At 72.6% G+C, this 19,948-nt stretch carries 13 protein-coding genes; all 13 read right to left on the reverse strand.

Annotated features, from left to right (window positions below; genetic code table 11):
• Window positions 1-21: 21 nt before the first annotated feature.
• Window positions 22-1,092 (reverse strand): SCO2583 family membrane protein, encoded by a 1,071-nt coding sequence (locus ACZ3ZD_RS07295; protein ID WP_467394459.1) that lies wholly within the window; start codon window positions 1,090-1,092, stop codon window positions 22-24.
• Between the two features lie 88 nt (window positions 1,093-1,180).
• On the reverse strand, window positions 1,181-1,753 hold the full coding sequence (locus tag ACZ3ZD_RS07300; RefSeq protein ID WP_467394461.1) for an SCO2584 family spore wall biosynthesis protein: 573 nt from the start codon (window positions 1,751-1,753) through the stop codon (window positions 1,181-1,183).
• 120 nt (window positions 1,754-1,873) lie between these two features.
• Entirely contained in the window at window positions 1,874-3,160 is a 1,287-nt protein-coding gene (locus ACZ3ZD_RS07305) for a glutamate-5-semialdehyde dehydrogenase (RefSeq protein ID WP_467394463.1), read from the reverse strand.
• Between the two features lie 121 nt (window positions 3,161-3,281).
• Window positions 3,282-3,707: a hypothetical protein gene (locus tag ACZ3ZD_RS07310; RefSeq protein WP_467394465.1), complete on the reverse strand. Its 426-nt coding sequence runs from the start codon at window positions 3,705-3,707 to the stop codon at window positions 3,282-3,284.
• Window positions 3,708-3,876: 169 nt separating this feature from the next.
• The gene (gene proB, locus ACZ3ZD_RS07315; protein ID WP_467394565.1) at window positions 3,877-4,983 is read right to left on the reverse strand and encodes a glutamate 5-kinase; all 1,107 of its coding nucleotides are present in this window, start codon (window positions 4,981-4,983) and stop codon (window positions 3,877-3,879) included.
• A 153-nt stretch (window positions 4,984-5,136) separates the two neighbouring features.
• Window positions 5,137-6,309 (reverse strand): glycosyltransferase family 2 protein, encoded by a 1,173-nt coding sequence (locus ACZ3ZD_RS07320; protein ID WP_467394567.1) that lies wholly within the window; start codon window positions 6,307-6,309, stop codon window positions 5,137-5,139.
• A 243-nt stretch (window positions 6,310-6,552) separates the two neighbouring features.
• Window positions 6,553-8,643, reverse strand: a complete 2,091-nt coding sequence (locus ACZ3ZD_RS07325) for a hypothetical protein (protein WP_467394569.1) — start codon at window positions 8,641-8,643, stop codon at window positions 6,553-6,555.
• Window positions 8,644-8,834: 191 nt separating this feature from the next.
• Window positions 8,835-10,331, reverse strand: a complete 1,497-nt coding sequence (locus ACZ3ZD_RS07330; RefSeq protein ID WP_467394467.1) for a D-ribitol-5-phosphate cytidylyltransferase — start codon at window positions 10,329-10,331, stop codon at window positions 8,835-8,837.
• Between the two features lie 440 nt (window positions 10,332-10,771).
• Complete coding sequence (locus ACZ3ZD_RS07335) at window positions 10,772-12,319, reverse strand: alkaline phosphatase D family protein (RefSeq protein WP_467394469.1); 1,548 nt, start codon at window positions 12,317-12,319, stop codon at window positions 10,772-10,774.
• Between the two features lie 528 nt (window positions 12,320-12,847).
• Window positions 12,848-14,296: a GTPase ObgE gene (gene obgE, locus ACZ3ZD_RS07340; RefSeq protein ID WP_467394471.1), complete on the reverse strand. Its 1,449-nt coding sequence runs from the start codon at window positions 14,294-14,296 to the stop codon at window positions 12,848-12,850.
• A gap of 143 nt (window positions 14,297-14,439) precedes the next feature.
• Complete coding sequence (gene rpmA / locus ACZ3ZD_RS07345; protein ID WP_023550764.1) at window positions 14,440-14,694, reverse strand: 50S ribosomal protein L27; 255 nt, start codon at window positions 14,692-14,694, stop codon at window positions 14,440-14,442.
• A gap of 14 nt (window positions 14,695-14,708) precedes the next feature.
• Window positions 14,709-15,029, reverse strand: a complete 321-nt coding sequence (gene rplU, locus ACZ3ZD_RS07350) for a 50S ribosomal protein L21 (RefSeq protein ID WP_009188585.1) — start codon at window positions 15,027-15,029, stop codon at window positions 14,709-14,711.
• Window positions 15,030-15,294: 265 nt separating this feature from the next.
• Entirely contained in the window at window positions 15,295-19,887 is a 4,593-nt protein-coding gene (locus tag ACZ3ZD_RS07355) for an Rne/Rng family ribonuclease (protein ID WP_467394474.1), read from the reverse strand.
• Between the last annotated feature and the right edge of the window lie 61 nt (window positions 19,888-19,948).

Below are 19,948 nucleotides of genomic sequence, written 5' to 3' on the forward strand. Positions count from 1 at the left end.
GGCTCGGGCCGGCGCGCGGGCTCAGACCTTCGGCTGGGCCCCGGTGGCGAGTGTTCCGCACAGGGCCGGGGCGCTGTCCGTGTCGTAGGGGTCGGTGCCGGCGGGGCCGCCCGGCCTGGCCGTCTGGCCGGCCAGGAGGGGGCGGAGGTAGGCGGAGGAGTCCTCGGCGCAGGCGAGGGGGCCCGCCTGGACGGAGGACGTGATCAGCTGGACCTGGTGGGTCCGCAGGTCGTCACGGTCGAGGTGGAAGGTGAGCGCGCGGCGGACCGTGAAGAGGGAGGCGGGGGCGTCGGAGGCGGCGCCGGTGGGGCGCAGGGCGTAGACGAAGGTGTGGTCGGCGGTGACCTCCAGCGTCGCCGCGTCGGCCTCGGTGGCCTCCAGGCTGCCGGAGACGCGGATCCTGTCGTCGGCCAGCCTGGCCCGGGCCGGGTCGATGCGGACCACCCAGCCCGTGGGCGCGTGCCGGCCGTCCGCCGCCGGGTGGTCGAAGCTCCGGTCGAACTGGTCGAGCTGGTCGGCGTCGATCAGGGCCCGGGCGGGACGCACCTCGCGGCCGGTGAGCACCTCGGGGTAGAGCGAGGAGCGCACGAGGTAGTCCTTGACGGTGGTGAGGGCGGTCACCACCTGGCTGTCGGAGAAGTGGGCGGTGCCGCGCGCGGCCGGCAGCGGTATCCCCTCGGCGCCGACGTCGAACGGGGCGGCGGGGCTGCGCGCGTACAGGCTCTCGGCGTCGGCGGCGCCGGGCACCTTGTCCTGGGGGACGAGCGGGATGACCGTCATCCGCAGGGCCTGCGCGGGCCGGCGGGCCGGCGGGGAGCCGTAGGGATGGCGGACGCCCATGTAGATCGCGGTGCCGAAGGCGACGGCGATCAGCATGACGAGGATCAGGGCCTGCCGGGTGAGTCCGCGGTGCGGGGGCGGGCGGCGGCGGACGGCGGGCGCGTGGTCGGTCATCCGCTCCTCGGCGGAGAACTCCTGGAGGCGGGCAGCGCGGACGAACGACTCGTCGAAGACGACGGATCGGTATTCGTCCTCCGCACCGCCGGGGCCGCCCTCGGGTGTCCCCTCCGGTGGGTCTCCAGGCCCGCCCATACTTTCAGGGTAGGTCTCGTGGGGCTCGGGTAAACGCCCCGCCGCCCGACAGTTTTGACAGGTTCTCACCAGGTTCGGGCGGGGGTTTTCAGGGGGAGGGCGGGATGGCCGGGACGGCCGGCCGGGAGGGGTGGGCGGGGACCTGGTACGCGGAGGCTCCGCCCTGTTCGAGGCCGGTCGAGGCGGGGGCGGGCATCCGGTCGCGGGTACCCGAGGAGCCTCCCCGGTAGACGGCGGCGAAGGCCAGGGCGACCATGCCGACGCCCATCACGACGGCGAGGACCCAGGCCACGGGCCGGTGCCAGCGGACCTGCTTGCCGTAGGGCCCGAATACGCCGTGGCGGTCGCCGAGGACGTAGGCGTCGTCCGGCCCGTCATCGTCGTGATCTTGGCCGAATCCCAGGCCGTCGGCGCCGTAGCCGTCGTCGTAGCGCTCGCCTCGGGCGTGGGCGCGGCGGGCCTCCGCCTCGGAGGCCTCGGCTCTGGCCTGGGCGGCGGCGAGGAGGCGTTCGACGGCGGTCGGCTCGTGCACCGTGGCCGCCCGTACGAAGGCCTCGTCGAAGACCACGGAGGCGAACTCTTCGTCCGACACCCCGCGGTCGTGGTCGTCGTCGGGCTCCCAGCCGTCAGGGAACGGCGTGCCCCCCACGTCCTCCGGCACGGGTCCAGAGTAGACCTGGGGGGTCAATTTGGGCAGACGGTATGGAAATTCGTCTGCCTGGCGAGACGCCTTCCGGCCACGCCCTGCGGACAGCTGGGCGCTCGGCCGGACGGGTGAACTTCAGCGGCGTACGTGCCCGTCGCCGGTGACGATGTACTTCGTGCTGGTCAGTTCCGGCAGGCCCATCGGGCCGCGGGCGTGCAGTTTCTGGGTGGAGATGCCGATCTCGGCGCCGAAGCCGAACTGGCCGCCGTCGGTGAAGCGGGTGGAGGCGTTCACGGCGACGGTGGTGGAGTCGACCAGCTGGGTGAAGCGGCGGGCGGCCTGCTGGGAGGTGGTGACGATGGCCTCGGTGTGGCCGGAGGTCCACAGCCGGATGTGCTCGACGGCCCGGTCCAGCGAGTCCACCACCGCGGCGGCGATGTCGTAGGAGAGGTACTCGGTCTCCCAGTCCTCGGCGGTCGCCTCGACCACGGTGGCCTGGGAGTCCTTGGCGTAGGCCATGACCCGCTCGTCGGCGTGGACGGTGACACCGGCCTCGGCGAGGGCGTCCAGGGCGCGCGGCAGGAACTCGGGGGCGATGTCCTGGTGGACGAGGAGGGTCTCGGCGGCGTTGCAGACGCTGACCCGCTGGGCCTTGGAGTTGATCAGGATCTCGACGGCCGTGTCGATGTCGGCCTGGGCGTCGACGTAGACGTGGCAGTTGCCGGTGCCGGTCTCGATCACGGGGACCGTGGACTCGTTGACCACGGTCTGGATCAGGGAGGCGCCGCCGCGCGGGATGAGGACGTCGACCAGGCCGCGGGCGCGCATCAGCTCGCGGACGGAGTCGCGGCTCTCCCCCGGCACCAGCTGGACGGCGTCGGCGGGCAGGCCGGCGCCGCCGACGGCGTCGCGGATCACCCGGACGAGGGCGGTGTTGGACTCGTAGGCGGAGCCGGAGCCGCGCAGCAGGACGGCGTTGCCGGACTTCAGGCAGAGGGCGGCGGCGTCGACGGTGACGTTCGGGCGGGCCTCGTAGATGATGCCGACGACGCCGAGCGGGACGCGGACCTGGCGCAGGTCGATGCCGTTGGGGAGGGTGGAGCCGCGGACGACCTCGCCGACCGGGTCGGGCAGCTTCACGACGTCACGGACGTCGGAGGCGATGGCGCGGATCCGCTCGGGGGTGAGGGTGAGCCGGTCGACGATGGCCTCGCTGGTGCCGCTCTCCCGGGCCTTGACCACGTCCTTGGCGTTGGCCTCGACGATCTCGGCGGTCCGGACCTCCAGGGCGTCGGCGATGGCGAGCAGCGCGTCGTCCTTCACGGCGCGCGGGAGCGGCGCGAGGTCGGCGGCGGCGGCCTTGGCCCGGTAGGCGGCCTGGGTGACCGGGGACATCGAGTCGTACGGCGAGAGCGTGGTCATGGGGGAAGGGTAGTGCGCGGGGCACGGCGGTTCAGCGGTCGTCCCACACCCCGAGACATCCCGGAACGGGTGAACCCGCACCGCCCCGGCGCGCGGCGCGCGCCTCGGGCGCACCGCCGTCTCAGAACGGATGCACTCCCACCGGTGTCGCCGGTGCCGGGCCGTAGCCCTCGGCGATGCGGTGGTGGTAGGTCTCGCGGTCGATGACCTCCAGACCGACGATCTCCCAGGCCGGCAGGCCGGCGGTCTGCCGGTGCTCGCCCCACAGACGCAGCGCCACCGCGGCGGCGTCGTGCAGGTCGCGGGCCTCTTCCCAGTACCGGATCTCGGCGTGGTCGGTCGCGTATCTGCTGGTCAGCAGGAAGGGGTGGTCGTGGGCGAGCTGTTCCAGGGCCCGCCGCAGGTCGGGCAGGGGGACCTTCTTCCCGGAGACGCTGAGGGTGACGTGCCACAGCCTGGGCAGGTCGTCGGGCTCCTCATAGGTGTCCCCGGCCGCGACGCTCGTCAGAGCACCGCGGGACGCCGCCCCAGGGCGCACTCGTCTCACGACGGCCTCCTTCACGCATGGCTCGCTTGACCCCTTGACGGAACGTGTCCTTTCAACATGTCCCCGAGAGAAAGTTGAGCAGGCCGCAGGGCTCCGCGTGGTGCTTTTACGGAACGTCCCCCACCGGGGGCGTTCCTTACGCCCTGTTTTACGAGCTGTTCCGCGGGCGTCAGGCGTGCAGGAGCACGAGGTCGTCCCTGTGTACGACCTCGCGTTCGTACGCCGGTCCCAGCTCACGCGCCAGCTCCCGGGTCGACCGTCCGATCAGCCGGGGGATCTCCTTGGCGTCGAAGTTGACGAGTCCGCGGGCCACCGCGCGGCCGGCGGTGTCCCGCAGCTCCACGGGGTCACCGGCGCTGAAGTCGCCCTCCACGGCGGCGATTCCGGCGGGCAGCAGCGAGGTGCGCCGCTTCACCACGGCGTCCACCGCGCCGTCGTCCAGGGTCAGGGCGCCCTGCGGGGTGGAGGCGTGCTGGAGCCAGAGGAGCCGGTCGGCGGAGCGCTTGCCGGCGGGGTGGAAGTAGGTGCCGGTGTCGCCGCCGGCCAGGGCCTCGGCCGCGTGGACGGCGCTGGTCAGCACCACCGGGATGCCGGCGGCGGCGGCGATCCGGGCGGCCTCCACCTTGGTGACCATGCCGCCGGTGCCGACGCCGGCCTTGCCCGCGCTGCCGATCTCGACGCCGGCGAGGTCCTCCGGGCCGCGCACCTCAGCTATCCGGGAGGTTCCGGGCTTGCCGGGATCGCCGTCGTACACGCCGTCGACGTCGGAGAGGAGGACGAGGAGGTCGGCGTGGACGAGGTGGGCGACGAGGGCGGCGAGGCGGTCGTTGTCGCCGAAGCGGATCTCGTCGGTGGCGACGGTGTCGTTCTCGTTGACGATCGGGAAGGCACCCATGGCGAGCAGCTTGTCGAGGGTGCGGGAGGCGTTGCGGTGGTGGGCGCGGCGGCTCATGTCGTCGCTGGTGAGCAGGACTTGGCCGACGCGGACGCCGTAGCGGGCGAAGGAGGCGGTGTAGCGGGCGACGAGCAGGCCCTGGCCGACGCTGGCGGCGGCCTGCTGGCGGGCCAGGTCCTTGGGGCGGCGGCGCAGGCCGAGCGGGGCGAGACCGGCGGCGATGGCGCCGGAGGAGACGAGCACGATCTCCTTGTCGCCGCCGCCGCGGAACTTGGCGAGGACGTCGACGAGGGCGTCGACGCGGTCGGCGTCCAGACCGCCCGTGGCGGTGGTCAGCGAGGAGGAGCCCACCTTGACGACGATCCTGCGGGCCTCGCCCACGGCCTGCCTTGCCCTTGCCACCTTGCCCTGGTCCCCTCGCGCGTCACCGGCTGCCTGTCCGGCAATCTACGCGAAGGGGATCGGGTGGTGCGCACCGGTCCAGCCCCCGGACTGCGGGCGTGGTCATCCGCTCACCCTCGGCGAGCGGCGGACTCAGGCCGCCGCCGCGCCGAAGGGCTTGCGGGGCAGCACCCGGCGCAGGGTCCGGCGGGCCTTGCGCAGGGCGCGGCGCGGGACGGAGTTGGCGGCCGCCTCGCGGTAGCCCTCGAAGGCGCGGGCCTCGCGGGGGTCGGCGAGGTACATCTCGTCGGGGATGCGGGCCGTCCTGGACCGGAAGTGCGGGTAGATCAGGTACAGGCGGGTGCCGCGCTTCTCCAGCACGGCCGCGGCCTGCTTCTTCGCCTTGACGAACGTGACGACGTCCAGCAGCAGGTCGGCGCGCTGCACGGCGACCAGGTGCAGCCGCAGTCGCTCGTGCACCTTGAGACGGCGGGCCACGCCGGGCGTCCAGTAGGCGTCCATCAGCGGCTTGGCCAGCTCGAACTTGTGCCGGCGGACCTCTTCGCTGTCGGTGAGGAACTTGGGCCCGAACTGCGGCAGCAGCGTGATGAGGAACGGCCGGACCATGAGCAGGTCGCGCTTGTCGCCGGCCGGGACCATGTCGGCGATCAGCTTCATCAGGGCGCGCGCGGAGTCGAAGCGCAGGGTGTAGCTGCCGCTCTTGGTGACGTGCTTGCCGTCGTCGCGGCCGACCAGGTAGTAGCAGGTGTAGTCGGCGAGGACGGAGACACCGGCCGCGCGCAGGTACGCCTCCAGCGTGAACAGGGCGTCCTCGCCGGTGAACAGCGACTCGTCGAACCGCATGCCGTGCTGCTCCAGCAGGGAGCGGCGGAACAGCTTCTGCGCGCTGAGCGTGAACTTGATGTTCGAGGTGAAGACGTCGGCCCGGTCGAGGTTCTTGCCCCACATGGACTTCGGCGCGGTGCGGTTGACGCCCTCGACCCGGCCGAGGACGACGTCCGTGCCGTTCCTGTCGGCCATGGCGACCATGCGTTCCAGGGCCTCGGGGCCGAGCCGGTCGTCGGCGTCGAGGAAGAAGACGAAGCGTCCGGCCGCCTTGCCGAGGCCGACGTTGCGCGGGCCGCTGGGGCCGCCGGAGTTCTCCTGGCGGATCACGGTGACCCGCATGGGAGCGCGGGCGGCGAACTCCTCCAGGCACTCGCCGGTGCCGTCGGTGGAGCCGTCGTCGACCGCGATGACCTCAAGGCGCGCCGGATCGATGGTCTGCGCCTCGACGGATGCCAGGCACTCGACCAGGTACGGCATCGCTTCGTACGCCCCGGTGATCACGCTCACATCAGGCTGCGTCACGACGGTCACTCTTCCCCCTAGTCACGGAATATTTCCCCCGTATCACCTCAATCGCAAGGTGTTAGACGGGCGATCGGGGGAAGCGGTTGCCCTGGGGTCGGTAAAGAGTGCTTCACCTCACACGCGTACCCGGGATTGAGGCGCACAAAGGCCCCCGAAGGGGGTTCCTCGGGGGCCTGGTGCGCGCGCCGGGGCGGGTCAGCCCGCGGCGATGCCGTCCGTCTCGCCGGCCGACGCGGTGCGCTGGCCCGGTACCGCGTTGGTCAGCTCGGCCGCCTCGGCGGGGTCGGCGTTCGCCGCGCCCACCCGGGACTGCTGGCCGACGTTGCGGACCTCGGCCTTGAGGGCGAGGCCGGCGACCGCGGCGTTGAACTGGTCGATCGACGTCGGCTCGTCCGGGCCGAGCAGGTACTGCTTCAGCTCCACGCGGTCCGCCGCCAGCGGGTCGCCCGCCGGGTCGCGCACGGCGTCCAGCAGGCCGCCCAGCTCGGCCGCGCTGTTGGACAGGATCACCGCGGCGCGCACGGCCGTGTTCTGCTGCTTGAACTCCTCGGCTCCCAGCTCGCCGGAGTCGGTGACGGCGTAGGGCTTGCCGCTCGCGATGAAGTCGGACACCACGGAGGAGATGTCGGAGACCATCGCGTCGGAGACGTTGAAGCAGTCGTACAGGCGCGGCTCGGCGCCCGTGATGACGCGGTGCTCGTACGACGGGAAGGAGCGCCAGTAGGCGTCGTTCCACTCGCCGCGCAGCCGGGCGATCTCCTCGTGCCGCTGGACGTCCACGACGCCGTCGCGGGTGGCCTCGGCCTCGTCACCCCTGGTGCCACCGGCGACGGTCAGCTCGTCGAGCCTGGCCTCGATGCGGGCCAGCTCGGCCTTGGCCCGCTCCATGGCGGCGCTGTCGGCGGTGAACCGGGAGTCGGCGGCGCGCTCGGTGGCGGCCTTCTCGACCAGGGCGGTGATGCGCTCGTGGGCGGCCTTGGCGTCCCGGCTGACGGTGCCGGTGAACGGATGCGGCTTGTACAGGACGCGCACCGGCGGGTCGGCCGCGACCAGCTTCTTCACGATGTTCTCGCCGGCGAGCACGATCGAGGTGTTGCCGGGGTTGCCGTCCCAGCCCTCCCAGGTGGGCGCGTACAGGACGGTGGGGACGCCGTCCGCGGGCAGGTCCCGCCGGCCCTGGATGGGGGCGAGCTGCGGGCGGCCGACCTCCACGATGTCCTCGTCGCGGACGCCGACGTCGGCGATGGCGTACCGGTCGCGGCCGGCCCGGCCGGCGGTCCACACCTCGTCGTAGACCTTGCTGTACGGGTTGACGCTGGCCAGCTTGTCGCTGTCGCCGTGGCCGATGAAGACGTGCTTCATGGTGGGCACGCGCAGCAGGTGGATGTTCTTGCCGACGTTGGCCGCGTACAGGGCGACCCGCACGGTGGACAGGTCCAGGTTCATCAGGTGCACCCCTCCGGGCACGCAGATGACGGGGACCGTGGTGGGCGCGAGGTTGCCGAGGATGACGCGCTCGCGGAGGATGATCAGCGGCCGGGTCTCCAGCTGCTCCATCGTCTCCAGCCACATGTTGACCTGGTACGCGGAGTCCTTGGAGCCGGAGAAGTACAGGACCGTCTCGGGCTTGTAGGCGGTCAGCCAGTCGTCGACGGCGGCGAGGACGGTCTCGGCCTTCGGCGGGGTCCGCCGCCCGCGCAGGTACGGCAGCAGGCGCAGGATGTACCCCGTGCCCAGGCCGACGGTGAGACCGATGCCGAGGAAGGCGAACCCGGCCGACCCCAGCTGCGCGGAGACGAGGATGCCGACGACCGCGAACAGGTCGAGGTGGAGCATCTTCTCCGCGGAGCGGTGCAGCAGCACGCGCGGCGGGGCGTCGGGGATGCGGATGCGGGACTTGAGGTCGATGTTGCGGGTGGCGACCGGCATCCGGCGCCGGTTGCGGATCAGGGTGACCAGGGCGCCGTGCGGGGCCTGAAGGCCGTAGAAGGCGATGAAGCAGGCGACCGCGCCGTAGAAGATCAGGTTGTCCGAGAGGGACAGGCGGGCCAGCAGCAGGATCAGGAGCAGCTGGCGGATCAGGAAGCGGATCGACAGGCCCGCCCGGACCTTGCTGAGGCGGTTGATCAGGTAGCTGCCCTTGCGGTGCAGATAGTGGTCCGCCAGGTACGTCACGGCGGCCAGGGCCGCGAAGGCGGGAACGCTCGGGACGAGCGCGGCCAGCATGAGGGCCGGGAAGCCCAGCATCACGAGGGCCGCCGCGGCCAGCTCGGCCGCGCTGCCCACCCGGGCGACGCGAATAGCGGTGGATATCACGGAGAAACCTGCTCTGGGAGGGGGGAGTGCCGGTTTTGTTCAGGAATGTCGGGAGAGGCCGGTAATTCCTGTGGGGGTTACGGATACAGGCCCCCGCGAATACCCGGTGAACGGGCACCCGCAGAGGCCTGAATTCCCAAAAGCTTGATTACCTCTGATTATTACACGCCGTCCTGACGGTCCAGCACCGTCGCCAGCGCCTGCTCGAAGCCGGACGCTGTGGCGGCCCCCGCGGTGGGGTCCTGCTGGCGGACGTCGATGACGTGCCCGGTCAGCTCGGAGAGCAGCACGTCGAGGGAGGTACGGGCGACGGCCTCGGAGGAGAGAAGGGAGCCCGAGGGCTCCTGCCCGAAGGCCTTGGTGCGCATCGGGGTCGCGGTGCGCTCGGGGTTGATGCAGTTGACCCGGATGCCGTCACCGGCCCACTCGTCGGACAGCGCCTGGGTGAGGTTCACCATGGCGGCCTTGGTGGAGGAGTACAGGGAGTACTCGGCGCGGCCGCGGGTGTAGCTGCTGGAGGTGTAGAGCAGCAGCTGGCCGTTGGTCTCCGCGAGGTACTTGTAGGAGGAGCGCGCGATCTGCACCGGGGCCAGGTAGTTGACCTTCAGCGCCTCCTCGATGGTGGCGTTGTCGGTCTCGGCGAGCTTGCCGATGCGCAGCACGCCCGCGGTGTTGACGACGTAGTCGATCCGGCCGGTCTCCGCGTACGCCTTGGACAGCGCGTCGTCGACCTCCTCCGGGTTCTCCACGTGGGTGCCGGTGGTGGAGCGGCCCAGCGCGTAGACGTTCGCGCCGTAGGACTCGGCGAGTTCGGCGATGTCCTTGCCGATGCCGTAGGAGCCGCCGAAGATGACGACGGTCTTGCCGGTGAGGAGTTCGCGGTAGGCCTCCTCGCCGTTCTGCTCGGGCGCGGCGGTGGAGGCGAGCTGGAACAGCTTGTCGGCGATGAAGACGTCGACCGGCTGGGTCACCTTCATGTTGTACTCGTCGCCCGCGACGACGTGGATCGGCACGTCCGGCAGGTACTTGAGGACCACCGAGCAGTCGTCCGTGGCCTGGAAGTTGGGGTCGCCGGCGGCGACCTCGTAGGCGCGGCGGACCGTGGACAGCTTGAAGGCCTGCGGGGTCTGGCCGCGGCGCAGCCGGGAGCGGTCCGGGATCTCGGTGATGAACTCGCCGTCCTCGCCGTGCGTACGCGTGACGATGATGGTGTCGGCGGACGGGATGGCCACGTCCACGGCCTGGTAGCGCTCCAGCGCGGCCACGCAGTCGTCGATGACGCGCTGCGAGAGCAGCGGGCGTACCGCGTCGTGGAACAGGACGTTCAGGTCCTCGCCCTCGGCCAGCCCCTCGCCGAGCGCGGAGATGGCGCGCTCGGTGGTCTCGTTCCGCGTCGAGCCACCTTCGATGACCTTCTTCACCTTGGTGAAGCCCGCCTTGGCGACGATCTTCTCGACGTCCGGCACATAGCCCGGCGCCATCAGCACGATGATGTCGTCGATCGAGTCGGCGTTCTCGAAGGTGGTCAGGGTGTGCTCGATGACTGCCTTGCCGGCGATCTTCAGCAGCTGCTTGGGGATCGACAGACCCACCCGCTGACCGGTGCCACCGGCCAGGATCACTGCGGTGGTACGGGGCTTGGCTATGTGCTGGGACACAGGTGACCTACCTTGGGGCGACAGGGAACCGGGAAATGGTCCCACTTCCGGTTACCGCAGTGCAAGGTGAGTGACCTTCGCTGCATATGTGCGCGCAACCTGTCATTCACCTTGCACTCCCGGTGATTGGCAGCAGGTCGCATGAACGCCCGTGAATTTGCTGTGAGTAAGTCCACAGGTGCCCGTGGAGGCGGGGTGACCGGCGGGGGGGGGGCAGGATCTTCACGTCCCGGGGCGCGGGGCTGCACGTGTTCTTCATATGCGGCACGGCATATGCGGCACGGCACCGGTGCGGACGGGACGGGAATACCGATCGTCCGGCGGTCCATTGCCGCGGAATTCCGCGTCGGGATTCCGCATCATTAAAGGACGGTAAGAGTCTCACCCGAAGCGGGTCATGGCGGAGCCCGGGACCCGGACGGGTCCCGGGCTCGGGAACCTCACACCAGCCGGACGCCCGGTTCGTCCGACTCCACCCGCAGCCGGGCCAGCGTGCTCGCCGTCGCCTGCGGCTTCAGCACCGTGTCGACGGCCCGGACCCGCGCGTCGATGCCGTCGCGGCGGATGTCGAACAGGTGGTAGCCGCGGTGGGCGTCGATGAACTTCCAGTGCGGGTTGTCCGCCTTCAGCGGGTCCCACTGCCGGTGGAAGGCGTCCTGGTCCTGGTCGCCGCTGCTGGAGACGGAGGTGCCGACGAACTCGGCGCCGACCACCTCCGAGTCCGGGTCGGCGTAGTCCGTCCTCAGGTCGCTGATCATCGTCAGGTGGCGGTCGCCGCTCAGCACGACCGGGTTGCGGACGTCGGCGAAGTCCCGGAGCAGGGCGTTGCGTTCGACCTGGTAGCCGTCCCAGGCGTCGTAGTACCAGAGCTTGCCGTCACCGGGCAGCAGGTCGGTCTCGGCCATCATGATCTGCGAGGCGACGAGGTTCCAGCGGGCCGGGGAGTCCCGCAGCCCGTCGAGCAGCCACGCCTTCTGCCCGGCGCCGAGCATGGTCTGCGTCGGTGCCTCGGCGCCCTCCTGCGTGGTGGCCTGGTCGCTGCGGAACTGCCGGGTGTCGAGCACGTTGAGCCGGGCCAGCCGGCCGAACTCCAGGCGGCGGTACATCCGGATGTGCGGGCCGTTCGGGATCGCGGTGGCGCGCACCGGCATGTGCTCGTAGTACGCCTGGAAGGCCGCGGTCAGCCGGGCCACGAACGCGTCGTGCGGCTGCTTGTCGGGGTCCTGCGGGATCTCGCCGGCCCAGTCGTTGTCCACCTCGTGGTCGTCGAAGGTGACCACCCAGGGGACGCTCGCGTGCATCGCGGCGAGGTCGGGATCGGTCTTGTACTGCGCGTACCGGTTGCGGTACTGCACCAGGGTGTACGGCTCGCCCTTGCCCTCGTGCCGCCGTACGGCCGTCGCCGTGGGCGCGGACTCGTAGATGTAGTCGCCGACGAACAGCACGACGTCGGGGTCCTGGGCGAGCATGTCGGCGTACGGCGTGAAGTAGCCGTGCTGCCAGTTCTGGCAGGAGGCGAGGGCGACGCGCAGCGAGCCGCCCCGCTGGTGCGGGTGGGGCGCGGTGCGGGTGCGGCCGGTGGGCGAGAGCCGGCCGCCGGCCCGGAAGCGGTACCAGTACGGGCGGTCCGGGCGCAGGCCGCGGACGTCGACGTGGACGCTGTGGCCGAGTTCCGGGCGGGCCTCGGCGGTGCCCCGGCGGGCGGTCCTGCGGAACCGCTCGTCCTCGGCGATCTCCCACTCCACGGGGAAGACGGCGTCGGGCATGCCGCCGCCGTTCAGCGGGTCGGGCGCGAGTCTGGTCCACAGCACGATCCCGTCGGGCAGCGGATCGCCGGAGGCGACGCCCAGGGTGAAGACGCCGTCGGGGAGCGGGGTGCCGGCGGCGCGGGCGGTGCCGGGCAGCCACAACTGGGCGGAGGCCGCGGCCCCGAGGACGGCGGTCCCGGCGGTCAGAAAGCGGCGGCGGTCGGGCGATGGTGCGGTCATGCGCTGACTCCCTTTGCCACAGTGGCCACTTGGACAGGTGGAGCGGACAGTCGGAAGCTCCCACGGCCGGACGGTCCGCCTGCTGAACCAAGCCCATCGCGGGCATGACAAATGGGGAGACAACAGAAGACCGGTCGCGGCACGAGAAAACCGTCCCGCCGCAACGGATCCGACGGTAGGCCGGAATCCGCCCCATCGCGGAAGCCCACCGGCGTGTCGCACACCTTCCCGAGGGACCGTCAGCCACCGGGCGGAGTCTGTGATTCGGCGCGAGCGGCGAGCGGATCGGCACCCGACCCGGCCCGAGCGACGAGCGACCCCCCGCCGGCCCCCAGCGAACCCCCGCCTGTGGCCGGGTCACCGGTTGTCCGGAAAAGGCGAGTGAAAGCGAGCCGGCCGGGGAAGGGCCGCCCGCAGCCGCCGATGACCGGCCGCTCCCCCACCACGACAACGCGGCGCGAAGAGGACCGGGGTCCTCTCCGCGCCGCGCCGTCGGAACATCCCGGCCGGGCAGGCGCCCGCCGGTTCCTACTCGAACGGGTCGAAGTCGCCGTACTCCCGCAGCGCCTCGTCCCGCTCCGCGTCCTTGTCCCGGCGGCGCTGGGCCGCGGGCCGGGGCGCGTCGAAGCGGTGGTCCTCGCCGCGGCGGCCCAGCATCTCGGCGCCGGCCATGACCGTCGGCTCCCAGTCGAAGACGACCGCGTTCTCCTCGGGGCCGATGGCGACGCCGTCGCCGGAGCGGGCGCCCGCCTTCATCAACTGCTCCTCCACCCCGAGGCGGTTGAGCCGGTCGGCGAGATAGCCGACGGCCTCGTCGTTGTTGAAGTCGGTCTGGCGCACCCAGCGCTCGGGCTTCTCGCCGCGCACCCGGAACAGCGGCTCGCCGCCGGCCTCCTCGCGTACGACGGTGAAGCCCGCGTCGTCCACGGCCTTGGGCCGGATGACGATCCGGGTCGCCTCCTCCTTCGGCTTGGCGGCGCGCGCGGCGGCGATCAGCTCGGCGAGGGCGAAGGACAGCTCGCGCAGCCCGATGTGCGCCACGGCCGACACCTCGAAGACCCGGTAACCGCGGGCCTCCAGGTCGGGGCGGACCATCTCGGCGAGGTCCTTGCCGTCCGGCACGTCCACCTTGTTCAGGACGACGATCCGGGGACGGTTGTCGAGCCCGCCGTACTGCCGCAGCTCCTCCTCGATGATGTCGAGGTCGGAGACCGGGTCGCGGTCGGACTCCAGCGTCGCCGTGTCCAGCACGTGCACCAGCACGCTGCACCGCTCCACGTGCCGCAGGAACTCCAGGCCCAGGCCCCTGCCCTGGCTGGCACCCGGGATCAGACCGGGCACGTCGGCGATGGTGTAGACGGTGGAGCCGGCGGTCACCACGCCCAGGTTCGGCACCAGCGTGGTGAACGGGTAGTCGGCGATCTTCGGCTTGGCCGCGCTCAGCACGGAGATGAGCGAGGACTTGCCGGCGCTCGGGTAGCCGACGAGGGCCACGTCGGCGACGGTCTTCAGCTCCAGGACGATGTCCTGCACGTCCCCGGGCACGCCGAGCAGCGCGAAACCGGGCGCCTTGCGCCGGGCGGAGGCCAGCGCCGCGTTGCCGAGACCGCCCCGGCCGCCCTGCGCGGCGATGAACGAGGTGCCGTGGCCGACCAGGTCGGCGAGCACGTTGCCCGCCTTGTCCAGGACGACCGTGCCGTCCGGCACCGGCAGGATCAGGTCCTGGCCGTCCTTGCCGGAGCGGTTGCCGCCCTCGCCGGGCTTGCCGTTGGTGGCCTTGCGGTGCGGGGAGTGGTGGTAGTCCAGCAGCGTCGTGACCGACTGGTCGACGGTCAGGATGACGTCGCCGCCCCGGCCGCCGTTGCCGCCGTCGGGGCCGCCGAGCGGCTTGAACTTCTCACGGTGGACGGAGGCACAGCCGTGGCCTCCGCTACCCGCGGCGACATGCAGCTCGACGCGGTCCACGAAGGTGGTCATGGTGGGTGCCTCCTGGTGGTTCCCCCGGGACCGGGGGCGTACGGGTATGTGCTGTGGGGATAACGCGCGAAAGGCGGACCCGCCTTCCCGAACGGGAAGTGAGGTCCGCCTCGCGAAAGCGTTCGGCGCGTGAATCAGGCGATTCAGGCGACCGGAACGATGTTCACGACCTTGCGGCCGCGGTGGGTACCGAACTCCACCGCACCGGCCTGCAGCGCGAACAGCGTGTCGTCGCCGCCGCGACCGACACCGGCGCCGGGGTGGAAGTGGGTGCCGCGCTGGCGGACCAGGATCTCACCCGCGTTCACGACCTGACCGCCGAAGCGCTTCACGCCGAGCCGCTGGGCATTGGAGTCGCGACCGTTCCGGGTGGACGATGCGCCCTTCTTGTGTGCCATTTCTCCTCAGTCCCTTACTTCGCAGCCGTGGGGATCGACGTGACCTTGATCGCCGTGTACTGCTGGCGGTGGCCCTGCCGACGGCGGTAGCCGGTCTTGTTCTTGTAGCGCAGAATGTCGATCTTCTGGCCCTTGTGGTGGTCCACGACCTCGGCCTGGACCTTGATGCCGGCCAGCACCCACGGGTCGCTGGTCACAGCGTCGCCGTCGACAACGAGCAGGGTCGAGAGCTCGACCGTGTCGCCAACCTTGGCGGTGGAAATCTTGTCAACCTCAACGATGTCGCCGACAGCAACCTTGTGCTGGCGACCACCGCTGCGCACGATGGCGTACACGCGGATCTCACTTTCGCTCGAAGAAACGGCACCCCCGCAGGCCAGTCACCCAGGAAAGACCGCGGGCGACCTCTCCCGGCCCGCCTTGCGCCCGGGAGGAAGAGGTTTACGGGGATGTGGCGTGTTCAGTGGACACGCCGACGGTCAAGGTTACGGGGCCACGGGCGAGGGGGTCAAACCGGGCCCCGGGGGTGTGCGGCCGGTCACTCGGACCGGCCCCACCGGTGTGCGGCCGGTCACGTGAACCGGCCGCACACCGCGGGTGTCAGCCCTCGTCGCCGGCGGTGGAGACCGTGGTGGTCTTCTTCGCCGTCGACTTCGCGGCGGCCGTCTTGGCGGTCTTGGCCGCCTTCTTGGCCGTCGTCTTCTTCGCGGTCGTCTTCTTGGCCGCGGTCTTCTTGGCGGCCGTCTTCTTCGCCGCCGTCTTCTTCGCGGCGGTCTTACGGGCCGCCTTCTTGGCCGGAGCCGTCGCCTCGGCCACCTCCTCGGCCGTCACCTCGTCCGCCGGGGCCTGCGCGGCCGCCTCGGACGGGGCCGCCTCGGCGGCCTCCGGCGCGGCCGACGGGACGACCACGACGGCCGCCTCCTCGGACGCGGTCGGCGCGGTGGCCTTGCGCACCGCACGGCGGCGCGGGCGGGCCGGGGCGGCGGCGCTGTCGGCCTGCGCCGGCTGCTCGGCCGGGGCCTCGGCGGCCGGAGCGGGCTGCTCCGCCGGTGCCTCGGCCGCGTGCGCGGTCTCCGGCACCGTCACCACGGCCGCCTCGGCGCCCTCGGGAGAGCCGGCCGGGGCCGACACCTTCCGGGTGGCCCGACGGCGCGTACGGCCCCTGGGCGCGGCCTCCTCGGCCGGTGCCTCGGCCTGCGGCGCCGGAACCACCTGGTCCTCGGCGGCCGTCGGCTCGGCCAGCGCCTGTGCGGCCGGCTCCGGCCGCACCGGGCGCGTCGCCGCCTCCTCGGCGGTGACGTCCTGGGCGGTCGGCACCTGGGCCTGCTCGGCCACCGGAGCCTGCTCCGCCCTGGCTGCCCGGTCGGCCCGGGACGCACGCTCCGCCTTCGGCGCGCCCGCCGGAGCCGACGCCCGGCGGCTCGCCCGGCGCCGCGTGCGGCCACGGCCGGCCGCCGCCTCCGCCTCGGCGACGCTGCTGTACAGCTCCTCGTCCGGCGTGAACTCGGGCGCCGGCAGGGACACCGGCTCGGCGACCTCGGCGGCCACCTCCGCTGCGGTCTCCACCTCGGGCTCGACGGCCTCGCCGGTCTCCACGGCCACGGCGGCGGTCTCGTGCACATGCTCGTGCGCGGGCTCCGACGCCTCGCCGCGGCCACCGCGCTTCTTGCGCTTGCCGCCGCCACCGTTGGCGGTGGCCTGCTCGAGGTGGACGATGACACCGCGGCCGTTGCAGTGGACGCAGGTCTCGGAGAAGGACTCCAGCAGGCCCTGGCCGACCCGCTTGCGGGTCATCTGCACCAGGCCCAGCGAGGTCACCTCGGCCACCTGGTGCTTCGTACGGTCGCGGCCCAGGCACTCCAGCAGCCGGCGCAGCACCAGGTCCCGGTTGGACTCCAGCACCATGTCGATGAAGTCGATCACGATGATGCCGCCGAGGTCGCGCAGCCGCAGCTGGCGCACGATCTCCTCGGCCGCCTCCAGGTTGTTCCTGGTGACCGTCTCCTCCAGGTTGCCGCCCTGGCCGGTGAACTTGCCGGTGTTGACGTCGATGACGACCATCGCCTCGGTCCGGTCGATCACCAGCGAACCGCCGCTGGGCAGCCAGACCTTGCGGTCCAGCGCCTTGGCGAGCTGCTCGTCGATCCGGTAGGTGGCGAAGACGTCGACCTCGCTCGTCCACCGGGACAGCCGGCCGGCCAGGTCCGGGGCGACGTGCGAGACGTAGCCGTGGATCGTCTGCCAGGCCTCGTCACCGCTGACGATGACCTTGGAGAAGTCCTCGTTGAAGATGTCCCGCACGACCCGGACGGTCATGTCCGGCTCGCCGTACAGCAGCGTGGGCGCGTTGCCGCCGTTCTTGGCCTTCTTCTGGATGTCCTCCCACTGCGCCTGGAGCCGTTCGACGTCACGGCGCAGCTCGTCCTCGCTCGCGCCCTCGGCGGCGGTGCGCACGATGACGCCCGCGTCCTCGGGGACGATCTTCTTGAGGATGGTCTTCAGCCGGGCCCGCTCGGTGTCGGGCAGCTTGCGGCTGATGCCGGTCATCGAGCCCTCGGGGACGTACACGAGGTAACGGCCCGGCAGGGAGACCTGGCTGGTCAGACGCGCGCCCTTGTGCCCGATCGGGTCCTTCGTGACCTGCACGAGGACGGACTGGCCGGACTTCAGGGCGGACTCGATCCGGCGCGGTCCGTTGGCCATGCCGAGCGCCTCGAAGTTGACCTCACCGGCGTACAGCACCGCGTTGCGGCCCTTGCCGATGTCGATGAAGGCGGCCTCCATCGACGGCAGCACGTTCTGGACCTTGCCCAGGTAGACGTTGCCGACGTACGAGGTCGACTGCTCCTTGTTGACGTAGTGCTCGACGAGCACGCCGTCCTCCAGGACGCCGATCTGCGTACGGTCGCCGTGCTGGCGGACCACCATCACGCGCTCGACGGCCTCGCGGCGGGCCAGGAACTCGGCCTCGGTGATGATCGGAACGCGCCGGCGCCCCTGCTCCCGGCCTTCCCGGCGGCGCTGCTTCTTGGCCTCCAGACGGGTCGAGCCCTTGATGGACTGCACCTCGTCGGACGGCTCGCTGGGCTTGCGCGGCTCGCGGACCTTGACGACCGTGCGCTCCGGGTCGTCCTCGGACGACTCGGCCTCGCCACCGGTGTCACCGGCCCGGCGCCGGCGGCGGCGACGCCGGCGGCTGCTGGTGCTGGAGGCGCCGGAGTCCTCGGAGCGGCCCTCCTCGGTGTCCTCCTCGTCCTGCTCGGCGGTGTCCTCGGCGTCCTGCGCGGCCTGCTCGGCGGCCAGGTCGTCGGCCTCGGCGTCCGCGCCCTCGCCGGACTCGCCGTCGGCCGCGTCACCGCGCCGGCGACGGCGTCCGCCACGGCGGCGCCGGCGGCGCGAGCCGCCCTCCTCGTAACCCTCGGCGCCCTCGGTGTCGTCGCCCTCCTCGCCCTCGGCGAGGTCCTCGGCGGACTCGGGGGCCTCCTCGGCCTCCTCCTCTTCCTCGGCCGCGACCTCGACCGGGCGGGTCTCCTCGGCGGCGGCACGGCGGCGCCGGCGCCGGCGGCCACCGGCCTCGGCGCGCTCCTCCGCGTACTCCGCCTGCTCCTCGGGCTCCTCCGCCTCGGTGGTGGAGGCGGCGGCCTCGGCCGCGGCCCGCTCGGGGGTCTGGAACCTGGGCTCGGTGAAGACCGGCGGCTGGAAGACGGCGACGGCGGGGCGGGCCGGCCGGCGCGGGGCGTCGGCCTCGTCGGCCTCCGCGGCGGCGGACCGGGCCGGGCGGGCGGGCTCGGCGAACCCGGACGCGGCGCGGACGGCCCGGCGGCGGCCCCGGCGCGGCGCGGCGGCCTCGGCGGCCGGCTCGGTGGTCGTGGTCGCGGGGACCTCCGGGGTGGGGGTCACCGCGGCCTCCTCTTCCTGCCCGGCCTCGGCGGCCACGGCTTCCTCGGTACCGGGCGCGGCCACCTGCCGGGTGGCACGACGACGCGTACGACGCGGAGTGGCCTCCTCAGTGGCAGCCTCGGCCGGCGCCTCCTCGGCCTCGGCGGCCACGGCCTCCTCGGTACCGGGCGCGGCCGCCTGCCGGGTGGCACGACGGCGCGTACGACGCGGAGTGGCCTCCTCAGTGGCAGCCTCGGCCGGCGCCTCCTCGGGCTCGGGAGCGGCGGCAGGGGCCTGCTCGCCCTCACCGGCCACGGGCGCGGCCACCTGCCGGGTGGCACGACGACGCGTACGACGCGGAGCGGCCTCCTCCTCGGCAGCGGGCGCCTCGGGCTCCGCGGCGACGGCAGCGGCGGCGGCGGGAGCTTCGTCGGCGGCCTTCGGCGCGGCGCCCGGAACAGCGGCCGGGGCCTCCTCCGTGGCCTTCGGTGCCCCGGCGGGCGCGGAGGCCCGGCGGGTGGCACGGCGACGCGGACGCGCGGCCTCGACCTCTTCGGCCGTCGTGGCGGACTCGGCAGCAGGCGCCGGGGTGGCGGCCTGGTCCTGCGGAGCGGACGCGGCGGCAGCCGGTACGACGGTCTCGGTGGCCTCGGCGGACGTGGGCGCACCGGCGGGCGCGGAGGCCCGGCGGGCGGCACGGCGACGCGGACGCGCGGCCGGGGCGGCCTCCTCGGCGGCGGGCGCTTCGGCCACAGCGGTCTCCACAGCGGTCTCGGCGGCGGCAGGCGCTTCCGCGGCCTCGGCAGTCGCACCCCTCTCGGCGGTGGCGGCCTCGGTCGGCGCGGCGACGCTGCGCGTGGCCCGGCGCCGGGTGCGGCGGGGTGCGGCCTCCTCGCCGGTGACGACCGCGCCGGCCTCGGCCACGGCGGTCTTCTCCGGCTCGGCGGCGGACGCGGCCGGTACGACGGTCTCGGCGGCCTCGGCGGACGTGGGCGCACCGGCGGGCGCGGAGGCCCGGCGGGCGGCACGGCGACGCGGACGCGCGGCCGGGGCGGCCTCCTCGGCGGCAGGCGCTTCGGCCACAGCGGTCTCGGCGGCGGCAGGCGCTTCCGCGGCCGGTTCCTCGGTCACGTCGGCGACCTCGTCGGCGTCGGCGGCCGGTATGGCCGGCACGGTGACCTCGGCGGGCGCCTCGGCGGCCGCGGAGGGCGGCCCCGCCGGGCGGGAGGCGGCACGGCGACGCCTGCGCGGCGGCAGGGTGTCGCTGGGGGTGTTGAGTTCGGAACCCTCGGTGGGTTCGGTCGGCTCGAGCATGCGGGCGTTTCTCCCGTCAGGCTCCCGGGCGCCGCACCTGGTCCGGCGACGGTCTCTGGGG

Source organism: Streptomyces sp. NPDC023481 (assembly GCF_055560195.1).

What these genes read in the sequence shown, in the direction of transcription:
- ACZ3ZD_RS07295 (WP_467394459.1), bottom strand. Translation starts at nt 1,092, where the DNA reads ATGGGCGGGCCTGGAGACCCACCGGAGGGGACACCCGAGGGCGGCCCC.
- ACZ3ZD_RS07305 (WP_467394463.1), bottom strand. Translation starts at nt 3,160, where the DNA reads ATGACCACGCTCTCGCCGTACGACTCGATGTCCCCGGTCACCCAGGCC.
- ACZ3ZD_RS07320 (WP_467394567.1), bottom strand. Translation starts at nt 6,309, where the DNA reads ATGCCGTACCTGGTCGAGTGCCTGGCATCCGTCGAGGCGCAGACCATC.
- ACZ3ZD_RS07335 (WP_467394469.1), bottom strand. Translation starts at nt 12,319, where the DNA reads ATGACCGCACCATCGCCCGACCGCCGCCGCTTTCTGACCGCCGGGACC.
- obgE (WP_467394471.1), bottom strand. Translation starts at nt 14,296, where the DNA reads ATGACCACCTTCGTGGACCGCGTCGAGCTGCATGTCGCCGCGGGTAGC.
- rpmA (WP_023550764.1), bottom strand. Translation starts at nt 14,694, where the DNA reads ATGGCACACAAGAAGGGCGCATCGTCCACCCGGAACGGTCGCGACTCC.
- ACZ3ZD_RS07355 (WP_467394474.1), bottom strand. Translation starts at nt 19,887, where the DNA reads ATGCTCGAGCCGACCGAACCCACCGAGGGTTCCGAACTCAACACCCCC.